Source organism: Streptomyces rubrogriseus (assembly GCF_027947575.1).
Lineage (GTDB): Bacteria > Actinomycetota > Actinomycetes > Streptomycetales > Streptomycetaceae > Streptomyces > Streptomyces rubrogriseus.
The window spans coordinates 3,576,574-3,589,269 of sequence record NZ_CP116256.1 but is presented as its reverse complement, the minus strand read 5'-3'; the positions used below and the strand labels follow the sequence as shown (position 1 = coordinate 3,589,269).

15 protein-coding genes are annotated in these 12,696 nt (G+C 73.1%); 7 read left to right on the top strand and 8 right to left on the bottom strand.

Features of this window, described 5'->3' with window-relative positions:
• The first annotated feature begins 41 nt into the window (after nt 1-41).
• Nucleotides 42-731: a nucleoside/nucleotide kinase family protein gene (locus tag Sru02f_RS16415; RefSeq protein WP_109030763.1), complete on the top strand. Its 690-nt coding sequence runs from the start codon at nt 42-44 to the stop codon at nt 729-731.
• 43 nt (nt 732-774) lie between these two features.
• On the opposite strand, the gene Sru02f_RS16410 is transcribed toward Sru02f_RS16415, so the two are convergent.
• Entirely contained in the window at nt 775-948 is a 174-nt protein-coding gene (locus Sru02f_RS16410; RefSeq protein ID WP_166680897.1) for a hypothetical protein, read from the bottom strand.
• A gap of 177 nt (nt 949-1,125) precedes the next feature.
• On the opposite strand from Sru02f_RS16410, the gene Sru02f_RS16405 reads away from it, so the two are divergent.
• Together Sru02f_RS16405 and Sru02f_RS16400 are read left to right on the top strand one after the other, a co-directional pair.
• Nucleotides 1,126-2,043: a MurR/RpiR family transcriptional regulator gene (locus Sru02f_RS16405; protein WP_030872221.1), complete on the top strand. Its 918-nt coding sequence runs from the start codon at nt 1,126-1,128 to the stop codon at nt 2,041-2,043.
• A gap of 316 nt (nt 2,044-2,359) precedes the next feature.
• On the top strand, nt 2,360-2,743 hold the full coding sequence (locus Sru02f_RS16400; RefSeq protein WP_016325234.1) for a hypothetical protein: 384 nt from the start codon (nt 2,360-2,362) through the stop codon (nt 2,741-2,743).
• A gap of 56 nt (nt 2,744-2,799) precedes the next feature.
• Here the strand turns inward: Sru02f_RS16400 and Sru02f_RS16395 are convergent, their stop codons facing one another.
• Nucleotides 2,800-3,288, bottom strand: coding sequence for a flavin reductase family protein (locus tag Sru02f_RS16395; protein ID WP_109030762.1), 489 nt, complete (start codon nt 3,286-3,288; stop codon nt 2,800-2,802).
• Nucleotides 3,289-3,318: 30 nt separating this feature from the next.
• On the bottom strand, nt 3,319-4,152 hold the full coding sequence (locus Sru02f_RS16390) for an ATP-grasp domain-containing protein (RefSeq protein ID WP_174855033.1): 834 nt from the start codon (nt 4,150-4,152) through the stop codon (nt 3,319-3,321).
• Nucleotides 4,153-4,282: 130 nt separating this feature from the next.
• Here Sru02f_RS16390 and Sru02f_RS16385 point away from each other — a divergent pair, with 130 nt between their 5' ends.
• A complete protein-coding gene (locus Sru02f_RS16385; protein WP_109030760.1) occupies nt 4,283-5,017 on the top strand; it encodes a TetR family transcriptional regulator in 735 nt (244 codons plus the stop codon).
• A gap of 181 nt (nt 5,018-5,198) precedes the next feature.
• On the top strand, nt 5,199-5,621 hold the full coding sequence (locus tag Sru02f_RS16380; RefSeq protein ID WP_109030759.1) for a Zn-ribbon domain-containing OB-fold protein: 423 nt from the start codon (nt 5,199-5,201) through the stop codon (nt 5,619-5,621).
• Nucleotides 5,622-5,628: 7 nt separating this feature from the next.
• Here Sru02f_RS16380 and Sru02f_RS16375 read toward each other — a convergent pair whose 3' ends face one another.
• The gene (locus tag Sru02f_RS16375; RefSeq protein ID WP_109030758.1) at nt 5,629-6,036 is read right to left on the bottom strand and encodes a PPOX class F420-dependent oxidoreductase; all 408 of its coding nucleotides are present in this window, start codon (nt 6,034-6,036) and stop codon (nt 5,629-5,631) included.
• Between the two features lie 49 nt (nt 6,037-6,085).
• Nucleotides 6,086-7,267, bottom strand: a complete 1,182-nt coding sequence (locus Sru02f_RS16370; protein ID WP_109030757.1) for a MalY/PatB family protein — start codon at nt 7,265-7,267, stop codon at nt 6,086-6,088.
• Nucleotides 7,268-7,418: 151 nt separating this feature from the next.
• Between Sru02f_RS16370 and Sru02f_RS16365 the strand changes: the two genes are divergently transcribed.
• Nucleotides 7,419-8,783 carry a S1 family peptidase gene (locus Sru02f_RS16365; protein WP_109030756.1) on the top strand — a complete coding sequence of 455 codons (1,365 nt, stop codon included), beginning with the start codon at nt 7,419-7,421 and terminating at the stop codon, nt 8,781-8,783.
• A gap of 73 nt (nt 8,784-8,856) precedes the next feature.
• Here the strand turns inward: Sru02f_RS16365 and Sru02f_RS16360 are convergent, their stop codons facing one another.
• Both Sru02f_RS16360 and Sru02f_RS16355 read right to left on the bottom strand, forming a co-directional pair.
• Nucleotides 8,857-9,042 (bottom strand): hypothetical protein, encoded by a 186-nt coding sequence (locus tag Sru02f_RS16360; RefSeq protein WP_003978128.1) that lies wholly within the window; start codon nt 9,040-9,042, stop codon nt 8,857-8,859.
• A gap of 225 nt (nt 9,043-9,267) precedes the next feature.
• On the bottom strand, nt 9,268-10,434 hold the full coding sequence (locus tag Sru02f_RS16355; protein WP_109030755.1) for an ROK family transcriptional regulator: 1,167 nt from the start codon (nt 10,432-10,434) through the stop codon (nt 9,268-9,270).
• A 176-nt stretch (nt 10,435-10,610) separates the two neighbouring features.
• Between Sru02f_RS16355 and Sru02f_RS16350 the strand changes: the two genes are divergently transcribed.
• The gene (locus Sru02f_RS16350) at nt 10,611-11,813 is read left to right on the top strand and encodes a Gfo/Idh/MocA family protein (protein ID WP_109031442.1); all 1,203 of its coding nucleotides are present in this window, start codon (nt 10,611-10,613) and stop codon (nt 11,811-11,813) included.
• 33 nt (nt 11,814-11,846) lie between these two features.
• On the opposite strand, the gene Sru02f_RS16345 is transcribed toward Sru02f_RS16350, so the two are convergent.
• Nucleotides 11,847-12,542: a L,D-transpeptidase family protein gene (locus tag Sru02f_RS16345; protein ID WP_109030754.1), complete on the bottom strand. Its 696-nt coding sequence runs from the start codon at nt 12,540-12,542 to the stop codon at nt 11,847-11,849.
• Nucleotides 12,543-12,696 lie beyond the last annotated feature (154 nt).

The window sequence follows — 12,696 nt, the reverse complement described above, 5'->3', positions numbered from 1 at the left end:
CCCCGCCGGGGCGGGTCCGATCAGGTGACACACTGTCCGGTGTGCCGCTGACTTTCGACGACCTGCTCGCCCGTGCCCGCCGGCTGCCGCGGGACGGGCGGCGCGCGATCCTGGGTGTCGCGGGCAGCCCCGGCGCCGGGAAGTCGACGCTCGCCGGGCACCTGGTGCGGGAGCTGAACGGCGGCGGCGAGCCGTGGGTGGCGCAGGTGCCGATGGACGGGTTCCACCTCGCCGACGTTGAACTGGACCGGCTGGGCCGCCGGGACCGCAAGGGGGCGCCGGACACCTTCGACGCGGCCGGGTACGCGGCGCTGCTCGACCGGCTGCGCGCGGAGCCGGACGGCGAGACCGTGTACGCGCCGGGCTTCGAGCGGGAGCTGGAGCAGCCGATCGCCGGGGCCGTACCGGTGCCGCCCTCCGTCCGGCTGGTCGTGACGGAGGGCAACTACCTGCTGCTGGAGACCGGGGCCTGGGCGCGGGTGCGGGCCCGGCTCGACGAGGTGTGGTTCTGCGGGCCTGCGGAACCGGAGCGGGTCAGGCGGCTCGTGGCGCGGCACGAGCGCTTCGGCAAGTCCGCCGCACAGGCGGCCGCGTGGGCGCTCGGCCCCGATCAGCGCAACGCCGACCTGGTCGCGGCCACCCGGCACCGGGCCGACCTGGTGGTACCTGACGGCGTGGTCCCGGGCCCGCCGCCCGGCGCACCGGGGCCCGCGCCCTCAACCCCTGCGTAAGTAGGTCACGCCTCCGTAGCCCGGCCACTCCTCCCCGACCCGGTCACTCCTCGTCGAAGTCGTCGGGGCGGACGTGCGCCTCCTCGAGGGCCTCGCGCAGGGTACGGCCGGTACCGCCGGGCGGGCGGGGTCCGTCCTCCTCGCGCTCGCGCCGACGCCGGCCGAGGACGTCGTCGGTGGTGTCGGTCTTCGGCCGGTTCTCTTCCGGGACGGTCATGACGTCGGCTCCTCGTCCGTGTCTGCGGGTCCTTCCGTGACGGCGGGTTCCCGTGCGACGCGGTGCTATCCCCGACGGGTCGGTCCCGTCACCGGTCCGGGCGGTCCGGTCGTCGGGCGGCGGGGGTGGGCTATGTTGACCTCCGTGGGAGACATGGGAGACGAAGGAGGCGCACCCGTGCCATCGCCGCAGCAGGCACGTGCGCAGGCGTCGGCCATCACCTCGGGCCGCGCGGCCCCCGAGTCGGAGATCTCCCCCACCTCCCGGCTCAGGACGCTCTTCGACCGGCCCCGCCTCTCCCCGGGACAGCGCCGCATCGCTCAGTACCTCATCGAGCACCTCACCGAGGCGGCGTTCCTCTCGATCACCGACCTGGCCGACCGGGTGGGCGTGAGCCAGCCGTCCGTGACGCGGTTCGCCTCTGCGGTCGGATTCAGCGGTTACCCGGCGTTGCGGGAGCAACTCCAGGCGATCGCACTGGGCGGCCGGGGCGGGTCCGCGGCCGAGGAGTACCGGGGCAACGAGCTCCAGGCGGCCGTGGACGCCGAGATCGAGAACCTGGAAAATCTGCGGCGGGACTTCGCCGACGCGGACCGGGTGATCGACGTCGGCCGCAAGCTGGCCGCCTCGGCGCCGCTGACCGTGCTCGGGCTGCGCATCTCCGTCTCGCTCGCCGAGTACTTCGCCTACGCGGCCCGCCGGGTCCATCCCGACGTGCGCCTGGTGACCCGGGGCGGCACCGTCGCCTACGACGCCCTGCTCCAGTCCCGGGAGGCGGGCGGCACCTGGGTGCTGGCCTTCTCCATGCCCCGGCACGCGCACGAGACCCTGGGCGCCGTCCGCGTGGCCCGCGGGGCCGGGCTGAAGGTGGCGCTGATCACCGACCTGGCGCTCGGCCCCGTCGTGGACGAGGCCGACGTCACCTTCGCCACCGGCACCGGGTCCCGCCTGGTCTTCGACTCCTACGCCGCGCCGGGCGTGATGTGCGCGGCGCTGCTCCAGGCCATGACCGACGCCGATCCGGAGCGGACGCAGGCGCGGCTGGAGGAGTACGAGCAGGTCGCGGACCAGCACCAGTTCTTCCTGCGGGACTGAGCCGGGACGGTCCCGCCCGGCGATTGGTCGGCGCAGACGGGGCCGTCCCCCGTCAAAGCAGACATGAATGTTTTCATACGTCTTGCAAAGCGGTTGGCATATATAAATACTGCTCACGGATCGCGACCCGGCCGCCCCGGAGCGCGTCCGCACCTGCCGCGAACACCTCGGCCCGCCGACTCCTACCCGCTCCGGCGCACCGGGTGTTCCGGTCGGGCATCGCCTGCGCGAGCGCCCGCGGCGGTCCCGGTCGTCCCCTGGACCGGGGCCGCCCCCACCCGTCGCCCACCCCGTCGACGCCGCACACCCGGAAGCGATGATCATGCCCCTGACGACCACGCGCATCAGCCCGGACTGGCCCTGCCAGGTGAAGACCCCCGGCAGCTACGACTGGGAACGCTCGGCCACCAGGTGGCTGCGCGAGCTGGTCCCGGCGCGCTACGCCGGCTATCCGGCCCTGATCCGGCACCCGGTGCTGCTCGCCCGGCACGCGCAGATCCAGGTCCAGCACGAGATCCGGGTGGCCCGCACCGCGCTGCAGACGGCCCGGGCGGACCTGCCCCGGCTCGGCCTGCACGAGGCGGCCATCGAGCACACCATCAAGCTGTACGCGGCGGAGGTCCTTCAGTTGCAGCACATCGCGCGCAGCGTGCGGGCCGTCACCGAGGCGCTGGCCGAGCGGGGCACGGCCGGACGCTGAACGGGCACGGAACGGACGCCGGACGGGCACCGACCGGTGCCGACGGCGGGGCCGCGTCAGTCCACCGGATGCCCGGGCCGGACGGTGCGCGCGTCGGCGAGCCGCAGCAGCGGTCCGGCGGCCCGCTCGCGCCCGCCCCACTCGACCGGATCGAGGACGAAACCGACGTGGTCGCCTCCCTGCATCCGCTCCAGGATCCGCCCGACGAACCACGCCTCGGCGTCCTCCAGCACGGCGGCCCCTCCGTACGCCTCGCGCCAGCGGACCCGGTCGAACTTGTCGACGTCGTCGCCGGTCAGCCCGCCGAACAGTTCGGCCGTCGCGCGCTGGTCGCGGGCCAGCAGGTGGACCGCCAGGACGTCGGCGGACCGTGCGACGCGGAAGGTCCGGTTGACGTCGGAGATCCACACGACGTACCGCACGGGCTTCAGCGAGCACTGCGAGGAGAAGGCGACCAGGCAGCCGGCCCGTTCTCCGTCCGCGGCGGCCGTGACGACGCACATGTCCGGGTCGAGCCGGTCCAGGAACACGTCCATGGCCGCCATGCTAGGTGCTGCCGGGCCGCGCGGGGCGGCTCAGTCGGCGAGCAGGCGTCGCAGGGCCGTGCGCAGGGCGGTGACGAACGCGTCGCGGGCCGGTTCGCCGAGGGCGTCCAGGGACAGGTAGGGGTTGAGGTCCTCCAGCTCGACCAGCAGCAGTTCCCCGCCGGGCGCGCGGCAGGCGTCGACGCGCTGGATGCCGTGGTCGATGCCGTTCCACTCGATGAACCGCCGCGCGAAGTCGAGGTCGGCCACGGTGGCGTCGTACGGCTCCAGCTGCCAGCGGCGGTCGGGGTGCGGCGCGTACAGGGCGTACTGGTAGTCGTGGTCGACGAAGTAGAAGGAGACCTCGTAGGCGAAGTCGACGCGCGGCTGGACGAGGAGGTCCCCGGCGCCGTCCAGCGCCTCGGCCACCCGGCCGGCCGGGACGATCCCGAGACCCGCCGAGTCCGCGCCGAGCCTCGGCTTGACGACGTACTCGTCCGCGACGGGCAGCCGGTGCAGGTCCTCGGCACGGTCCACGGTGGGGATGACGGGGTACCCCGCGGCGGTGAGGTCGAGCAGGTACTGCTTGCCGACCATGTCCGCCCGGCCGGTGAGCTGGTTGTAGACACGCGTCCCGCGCTCGGTGGCGCGCTCGCGGAAGGACTCGTGGGCCGCCTCGTACCCCTGCACGGGGCCGCTGTTGCGGACGACGACGGCGTCGAAGGCGTCCAGCAGCGCGGCGGCGTCCCGGGGATGGCACAGGGCCAGGTCGAACTCCTCGCGCAGCCGCGAGGTCAGGTAGATGTCCTCGTCGCAGTAGCGCCGCCCGCGCGCCTCGTAGGCCAGGTCGGTGACGTACAGGATGCGGGAGCGGGTGAACGGCATGCGGGACTCCTCCGGGGCTGATCGGAAGTGATCGTATGCGACCGGAACGGTGGGGCGGCAGGTGCACTCAGTTCCCTCTGCCTCCTGCACTGAGTGCCATGCGGCTCGGCGGGCTGCTACGTTCCCCCTCATGAGCACCAGCAGTGCGGCGCCCCGCCGCGGCGACGGGACGGACGCGGCGGAGGTCCGGCCGCCGATGCGGGAGGCACTGGTCGCGGCGGCGTTCCGGCTGTTCCTGGAGCGGGGGTACGAACAGACCACCGTGGACGACATCGTTGCCCTCGCCGGCGTCGGACGGCGTTCCTTCTTCCGGTACTTCCCGTCCAAGGAGGACGTGGTCTTCCCCGACCACGAACGGTGCCTGGCCGACATGCAGGCGTTCCTGGCCCGCTCGCCCGAGGACACCGACCCGGTGCGGCGGGTCTGCGACGCGGCCCGGCTGGTCCTCGGCATGTACGCCGAGAACCCGGCGTTCTCCGTGCAGCGCTACCGCCTCACCAAGAAGGTCCCCGGCCTGCGCGCCTACGAGTTGTCGGTGGTGTGGCGCTACGAGCGGGCCCTCGCCGAGTACCTGCGCGGGCGGCTGGGCGGACGCCCGGACGGCAGCCTGCGCGCCGACGTGATCGCGGCCGCGGTGGTCGCGGCCCACAACAACGCCCTGCGGTCCTGGCTGCGTTCGGACGGGCGCGACGACGCGGGCGCCGCGGTGGACCACGCACTGGCGTACGCACAGTCCGCGTTCGGCGACGTCCCGGTGCCGCCCCGCGGCACCTCGCCCGAGGACGTGGTGGTCGTGGCCGCGCGTCGCGGCACACCGCTGTGGCAGGTGCTGCGGGAGATCGAGACGGCGTTCGCGCACGACTGACCGCCGGACACGACGGCCTCACGCGTCCATTCACTCGTAATCAAGGGTACCGAGTGCCTTTACGCGTGACACTCAGTGCCATACGCTGTGGTGCGTGCACGGCGGCACGGTGAGCCGCGCACCCGCGTGCCCGGCGACCGCGCACGCGGGATTCCGGCCCGAGCGCAGGGAGTTGACCAGCGTGTACCACTCAGGAAACGTCGCTCAGCAGGCGGCCGGCCCCGCGACGGGCCTGCTCGACCCGAGGACCGCGGACCGGGGCCAGGACACCGAGGCCGTCTTCTACCAGCGCTGCACCTGGTGCGGCACCGCCGTGTACCACCGGGTGCTGTGCCCGGTCTGTCGCGGCAGCGAGCTGCGGACGGAGCGGAGCGAGGGCACGGGGACGGTGCGTCATGCCACGGTGGTGCACCGCAACACACCGGCCGCACGCAATGTCTCCCTCATCGAGATGGCCGAGGGGTTCGTGCTGCGCGGCCGGGTCATGGGTCCGCTGATCGGCATACACAGCGGGGACCGGGTGCGGCTGTCCACGGCCAAGGACCCGGTGCGCGGCGAGCCGGTCTTCCAGCTGGTCGACGAGCCGTACCGGGCCTGGACCTGAGAGCGGGTCAGTTCCCTGCCGGTGGCCCGGACGTGAGCGTGACGCGGATTCCCAGGGTGCCGTCGAGCCCGCGGCGCAGCCTGCTGCCGAGCAGGGTGAGCCGGCCGACGACGCCGTACTTGCGGGCGAGCAGCCGCCGGTAGCGGGCCGTGGTGGCCGCGTCGCAGATCTCCGCCGTGCCCGGGACCTGCTCACCGGTCGGCCTGCCGCGCACGTCGCAGGGGCCGACCAGGACGTCGGCGCGGTTGCGCACGCGTTTGACCTTCCAGGAGTCGGCCACGGTCCAGACGCCGAGCGCGTCGCCGTCCCGCACCACCCACACCGGGGTGGCGACCGGCGTGCCGTTCTTCCGGTACGTGGTGACCAGCAGGTACTTGCCGGCGCCGAGCCGGGCCAGTGACGCGTCGTCGTCCATGCTCCGGAAGTCTAGGCCTGCCACCCCGGCGCCCCGGCGCCGCCCCGCCTCACTCCAGGGCGGCCGCCATCCTGCGCACCGCCTCCGTGAGCAGCTCCGGCGAGGTGGCCAGGTTGAGCCGCACGTGCCCCGCCCCGCCGCTGCCGAAGGGAACGCCGGAGCTGAGGGCCACCCGGCCCCGGTCGAGGAAGACGTCGGCCGGTTCGTCACCGAGGCCGAGGGCGCGGCAGTCGAGCCAGGCGAGGTAGGTCGCCTCCCCGGCGCGGTGCACGACGCCGGGCAGCCGCTCGGCGAGCAGGCCGGTGAGCAGCCGCCGGTTCTCGTCGAGCCCGGCGAGCACGGCGTCCAGCCAGGCGGTTCCGTCGCGCAGGGCGGCGGTGTGGGCGAGGACGCCGATGTGGCTCGGCCCGTGACCGACCTCCTCGGGCATCCGCGCCAGGTCCGCTCGGGCTCCGGAGCCCGCGACGGCCAGGGCCGCCTTGAGCCCGGCGAGGTTCCAGCCCTTGGACGCCGACATCAGGGAGAGGCCGCGCTCGGCGCCGGGCACGCTCAGGTAGGGCACGAACCGCGCGTCGGGGGCGGTGACGACCGGGGCGTGGATCTCGTCGGCGACCACCCGGACGCCGTACCGCTCCGCGAGGGTGGCGAGGGCCGCCAGTTCGTCGGCGGTGTGGACCGTGCCGGTGGGGTTGTGCGGGCTGCACAACAGGAAGGCCGCCCGGCCGCCGCCCGCGACGGCCCGCCGGAAGGCATCCTCCAGCACGCCGAAGTCGATCCGCAGGTCAGGACCGAGCGGCGCCTCGACGACGCGCCGGTCCAGGTGGGTGACGAACTGGTAGAACGGCGGGTACACCGGCGGATTGACGATCACCGGGTCGCCGGGCCCGGTGACGAGCTTGAGCATCTCCACGACGCCCAGCATCACGTCGGGCACGATCGCCGTCCGCTCCACGGTCAGGTCGTCCCAGCCCCACCGCTTGGCGGCGAAGGCGGCGAGGGCCTCGGCGTAGGCGGTGCCGACGGGGTAGCCGGTGTCGCCGAGTTCCATGGCGTCGGTGACGGCACGCACGACGGGTCCGGCGAGCGGCACGTCCATCTCGGCCACCCACAGCGGCAGTACGTCCGCCGGGTGGGTGCGCCACTTCATGCTGGTACGTCGGCGCAGCTGGTCCGGCGTGAGTGCGCGCAGCGGGTTCGGTTCACCGGCCTGGTCCCACGGGTTGCTGGTCATGGGGCCAAGATAGGACGCGGTGACGGGGCCGGGGAACAAGACGCCGGCCCGGTGAACACCGAGGTTCCCGGCGCCGTAAGGGAGGAGGGTGCTCGACGTCCGGAGGCCCCCGCGGCGGCGACGCCGCGCGGTCGGGTTCGGGAGCGCAGGCATGAGGCACGCACGACGACGCATCGTCCGGCGAGTGGCGCGACTGGCGGCCGTCGGCGGACTGCTGCTCGGGGGGACGATGGTCACCCGGGCCGTGGCGAGCGAGCCGCCCGACGCGTCCGCCGCGCCGCGGACCTTCGCCGAGACCCCGTCCGGCGCCGGCGCCGACCTCGTGTCCCGGCTCGGCACCGATCGTACGGCGGGTCACTGGGTCGACTCCGACGGGCGGCCGGTCGTGGCGGTGACGGACGAGCGCGCGGCCGAGGCGGTGCGGCGGGCGGGTGCGACGGCGAAGCGGGTGCGGCACAGCATGTCCGAGCTGAGGTCGGCGGCCTCGACGCTGGGCTCGGCGCCCCGGGTGGCCGGTACGGCGTGGGCGCCGGACTACCGCTCCAACGAGGTGGTGGTCCGGGGCGACCGCACGGTCTCCGGGTCGGACTGGTCCCGGCTGACGGGAATCGCGGAGGGCATCGGCGGGTTCGTCCGCATGGAGCGTACGGAGGGCACGTTCACCACCCGCCTGAACGGGGCGGAACCGATCCTGTCCACGGCGGGCCGCTGCTCGGCGGGATTCAACGTGACCGACGGCACGAGCGACTTCATCCTGACCGCCGGGCACTGCGGCCCGACGGGCTCCGTCTGGTTCGGCGACCGCGCGGGTGACGGGCAGGTCGGCAGGACGGTCGCCGGGAGCTTCCCCGGGGACGACTTCTCCCTGGTGGAGTACGCCGACGGCAAGGCGGGCGACGGCGCCGACGTGGTGGCGGTCGGCGACGGCAAGGGGGTGCGGATCACGGGGGCGGGCGAACCGGCGGTGGGACAGCGGGTGTTCCGCAGCGGAAGCACCAGCGGGCTGCGCGACGGCCGGGTGACGGCACTGGACGCGACGGTCAACTACCCGGAGGGCACGGTCACCGGTCTGATCGAGACCGACGTGTGCGCCGAACCCGGGGACAGCGGTGGGCCGATGTTCTCCGAGGGCGTCGCGCTCGGGGTGACGTCGGGCGGCAGTGGCGACTGCGCCAGGGGCGGCACCACGTTCTTCCAGCCGCTGCCGGAGGCCATGGCGTCGCTCGGGGTCCGGCTGATCGTCCCGGGGCGGCAGGGTGCCGCCGCGGGCACCTCGGCACCGGCCGGCCAGACACCGGGCACCGGGGCGCCGGGCGCCTCCGGGGCGGGGGCGTCGGCCCCCGGGGCGGGCGTCGACGGCTCGACCCTGCTCGCCCGGCTCACCGACCGCCGGAACATAGGACCGGGCCTGCTGGTGGTCGCGGGCAGCCTGGTGGCACTGGTGGCCACGCGGTGGATCCGCGAGGAGCAGGACCGCAAGGCCTATCGGCGGCGGTACTCGGCGACGTGGAGCTGACCGGGCCGGTACGAGGCTCGGCCCTCGGGGCTGCCGGAGGGCCGGGACGGTGAGGAGTCCTGGGCGGCGCCGGTCAGGCGGCCTTCACGGACTCCGGGGCCGCGTTGGCCCACTCCATGACGAGCCGCTGGTACTCCGCGCGCTGCTCGACGCTCAGTGTCCCGCCCGACCGGAGCCACAGGGCCCGGATCTCCTCGTTGACCTCGGCAGCCGATCGCTCGGAGGAGGGTTCAACAGTGGTGGACATGCTGTGAAGCATACGGCGCCTGGCGTGAAGACGATGTGAGTAATCGCGAGCCAAGCGGACATATCGGACCGTGTTACTGATCACGTCCATGCTCTCATCTGTCAAGACCTACCGGCGAGTTCGTTCGCATCAGATGTGTTCTGCCGCACACGGCCCGACCGTTCACCCCGACCGTTCAGCCCGACCGTTCAGCCCGCCCGTTCAGCCCGCCCGATCGCCCCGTCCGCTCGGAGCCGGTCACACCGGCGCGGCACCCAGCACCAGCACCTGGATCGCCGGCACGGCCGCGCCCCGGGCCCAGTCGTGGAAGTCGGACACCCGGGTCTCCAGGCCGACCGGCGCGGCCCGCGGATGCCGGTTGTCCCGGACGGCCTCCGCCACCGCGTCGCCCGCCACCTCCATCAGCCCGACCCCCTCCCCCGCGAGCAGGATCTTCTGCGGCATCACGAAGTTGGCGATCTGCGCCACCAGGGTGCCCAGCGCCCGCCCGGCCTCCGCCACGACCCGGGCGGCCATGGGCTCCCTGGCGGCGGCGGACGCGAGGATCTCCTCGTAGGTCCGGTCGTGGCCGGTCGCGGCCCGCACCTGGTAGCGCATGTTGGGGATGGTCAGCAGGGAGACGGCGCTGCCGCGCCGCCCGTCGGGGGTGAGCGGCCCGTGCGGGTCGAGGATCCAGTGCCGCCCGAAGCCGCGGTCCTCGTCCCCGGCGTACGGCACCCGCCTGCCGCCCAGTACCAGCCCGTACCCGATGCCGGCGCCGATGGTGAGGACGACGAAGCGGTCCAGTCCGCGCCCCGCCCCGAACCAGGTCTCCGCCTCCACGAAGGCGGCGGTGTCGTTCTCGACGACGACGGGCAGCCCGGTGCGCTCCTCCACCAGCGCGGCCAGCGGCACCCCGTGCCAGCCCAGGAAGGGTGACTCGCCGACGACGGCCCGGTCCTCGACGAGCCCGCCGACGCCGATGCCGATCCCGGCGACCCGGGGCCGGCCGCGGGACAGTTCGGCGGTCATGCCGGCCAGCAGGTCGGCGACCTCGGCGGGGTCGTGGGTGGCGAGCGCGCGGTCGTGGCGGGCGACGATCTCGCTCCTGAGGGTGGTGACGACGCCGTACACCATGTCCTGAGTGATCTTGAAGCCGAGGAAGTGCTGGGAGTCCGCGACCACGTCAAGCGGCCGGGACGGACGCCCCTGCCGCACCCCGGCCGGGCCGCCGCCCGCCTCCGGGACCTCGACCAGCAGCCGCGACTCGATGAGCGGTTTGGTCAGCCGGGTCAGACTGCCGGGCGAGAGGCCGAGCCGCCGGGCGATCTCGCTGCGGGAGAGCGGGCCGTGCAGGAGGACCTCGATCGCCACGGAGCGTTCCCCGGGGCTCAGGGGCGGCCAGCTTTCGGGACGTGTGGGCATGGGCTCGCAGCCCCACTTTCTTCCGCATCGGAAATAACAAGGCGACTCTACGTCCGGAGGATCCGCCCCACGGGACGAAAATGCATGTCCGCGCACCCCTTGACGGCACGATTGTTCCGCAGTGAAAGTAAATGGAGTCCGAGCCGCCGCCTGCGACAGTGAAGGGCAACGCCATCATGACGTTCTCCATCGGCATCGTCGGTGCCGGCCAGTTCTCCGGGCAGTTCGCCAGGCTGTTCCGGGCGCACCCGGGCGTACGTGACGTGTACGTCACCGACCTGCTGCCGGAGCGGGCCGAGCGGCTCGCCACCGACGAAGGCCTGGCCGGCACCTTCCCGGACTACGAGGCGATGCTGGAGTCCCGGGCGGTCGACGCCGTCGCGATCTTCACCCAGCGCTGGACGCACGGCCCGCTCGTGCTCCAGGGGCTGGGTGCGGGCAAACACGTGTACTCGGCGGTCCCCATGGCGATCAGCGCGCAGGAGATCGCGGACATCATCGACGCGGTCGGCGCGACCGGCCTGACGTACATGATGGGTGAGACCAGCCAGTACCACCCGGCGACCGTGCACGCCCGCAACAAGATCGCCGAGGGCGCCTTCGGCAGGCTCTTCTACGCCGAGGGTGACTACGTCCACGACATGGACCTCGGGTTCTACGACGCGTACCGGTACAGCGGCGGCGCGGACTGGAAGGCCACCGCGAGCTATCCGCCGCTGCTGTACCCCACGCACTCGGTGGGCGGGGTGCTGGGCGCCTGGCGGACGCACGCGGTCAGCGTCTCGGCGATCGGCGTGGTCGACGAGCGCGGAGACGGGGTCTTCGACCGGTCGGTCAGCCGGTTCGACAACGACGTGTCCAACGCGACCGCGCTGTTCGAGGTGGCCGGCGGCGGGTCGTTCCGCACGAACGAGTTCCGCCGGGTCGGCTATCCCTCGCACATCAGGGAGTCGCGCTTCCGGTTCTTCGGCACGGAGGCGAGCATGGAGCAGCTGGCCACGGTGGCGTTGTGGCAGGACAAGGCCGGAGTGGCGGACATCGGCGAACTGCTGGAGCCCAAGCCCACCACGTCCCCCGACGACCCGTCGCTCCGGCACATCGCGCCGGAGCTGCGGGCCGCCTTCACCTCGGGTTCGGCGCCGGTGCACGACCGGGCGCGGCTGCCGCGGGCCTACGACCGGATGCACAACGGGCACGAGGGCAGCCACCACTTCCTGGCGGACGACTTCGTGACCGCGGTCAACTCCCGGACGCTGCCGCCCGTGAACGCCTGGGTGGCCGCCCGTTACACCCTGCCGGGCATCGTCGCGCACGACTCCGCACGGCAGGGTGGGGTCCGGCTGGAGATCCCGGACTTCGGGGACGCCCCCGGGCGGTGAGGCGCCGCGGCGCGAGCCGGGCGCCGGTGTCCGTCAGGTGCCCGGCTTGCGGCCGTACACGTAGACGTCGTCGCCCTTCTTCAGCAGTGACCAGTACTTCTTGGCGGCGGTCTTGGTCATGTTGACGCAGCCGTGCGAGCCCGGCGGGTTCCACATGCTGACGCCGACGGAGTGGAAGGCCTGGCCGCCGTCGAAGAACTGGCTGTAGGGCATCGGCACGTGGTAGATGGTCGAGACGTGGTCGATGTTGCGCCAGTAGACCTTCTTCAGACCGGTGCGGGTCTCGTAGCCGTTGCGCCCGGTGCGGACCGGCACCGGCCCGTACACCAGCTTCTTGCCGTCCTGGATCCAGCTCAGCTGGAGGCTGAGGTTCACGCAGGCGATACGGCCCTTGTTGGTGGGGCACTTGCCGGCTTTGTTCGGGTTCTTTCCGACGGCCTTCTGCTTCGTCATCAGGTCCATCACTCCCCAGGTGACGGGGCCCGCGTAGCCGGCGTTGGGCTGGATGCCGTGCTTGGTCTGGAAGGCGCGGATCGCCTTGCAGTCGGCGGTGGACTGCTTTCCGTCGGCCTTGCGGCCGAGGAACTTCTCCACCTTCTTCTGGTACGGACCCGCCTTCGCGGTGCAGCTCGCGGCCTGGGCCGGTGCCGCCGTGAGCGCGAGTGTGAGCGGTGCCACCAGTGCGGTGACCCCGAGTGCGACGGCTCCCCGTCTGCGTATGTCCCCCATGGTCGGTCATGCCTTTCGCGTCGAGGCGGTGCGCTGGGCGGAAGTTCGCCTTCGTGCGATCCCGGCATGCTAGACCGCCGTCCGGCGGCTTTGGTTGCGTGCCGCCCGCCGCCGCGACGCAACCGTGACAAACGCCACCGGACCGCACCTGACC

Excerpts from the sequence above, each read along its gene's own strand:
- Sru02f_RS16410 (WP_166680897.1), bottom strand. The coding sequence starts at position 948 with ATGACCGTCCCGGAAGAGAACCGGCCGAAGACCGACACCACCGACGAC.
- Sru02f_RS16400 (WP_016325234.1), top strand. The coding sequence starts at position 2,360 with ATGATCATGCCCCTGACGACCACGCGCATCAGCCCGGACTGGCCCTGC.
- Sru02f_RS16395 (WP_109030762.1), bottom strand. The coding sequence starts at position 3,288 with ATGGCGGCCATGGACGTGTTCCTGGACCGGCTCGACCCGGACATGTGC.
- Sru02f_RS16390 (WP_174855033.1), bottom strand. The coding sequence starts at position 4,152 with ATGCCGTTCACCCGCTCCCGCATCCTGTACGTCACCGACCTGGCCTAC.
- Sru02f_RS16385 (WP_109030760.1), top strand. The coding sequence starts at position 4,283 with ATGAGCACCAGCAGTGCGGCGCCCCGCCGCGGCGACGGGACGGACGCG.
- Sru02f_RS16375 (WP_109030758.1), bottom strand. The coding sequence starts at position 6,036 with ATGGACGACGACGCGTCACTGGCCCGGCTCGGCGCCGGCAAGTACCTG.
- Sru02f_RS16370 (WP_109030757.1), bottom strand. The coding sequence starts at position 7,267 with ATGACCAGCAACCCGTGGGACCAGGCCGGTGAACCGAACCCGCTGCGC.
- Sru02f_RS16365 (WP_109030756.1), top strand. The coding sequence starts at position 7,419 with ATGAGGCACGCACGACGACGCATCGTCCGGCGAGTGGCGCGACTGGCG.
- Sru02f_RS16360 (WP_003978128.1), bottom strand. The coding sequence starts at position 9,042 with ATGCTTCACAGCATGTCCACCACTGTTGAACCCTCCTCCGAGCGATCG.
- Sru02f_RS16355 (WP_109030755.1), bottom strand. The coding sequence starts at position 10,434 with ATGCCCACACGTCCCGAAAGCTGGCCGCCCCTGAGCCCCGGGGAACGC.
- Sru02f_RS16350 (WP_109031442.1), top strand. The coding sequence starts at position 10,611 with ATGACGTTCTCCATCGGCATCGTCGGTGCCGGCCAGTTCTCCGGGCAG.
- Sru02f_RS16345 (WP_109030754.1), bottom strand. The coding sequence starts at position 12,542 with ATGGGGGACATACGCAGACGGGGAGCCGTCGCACTCGGGGTCACCGCA.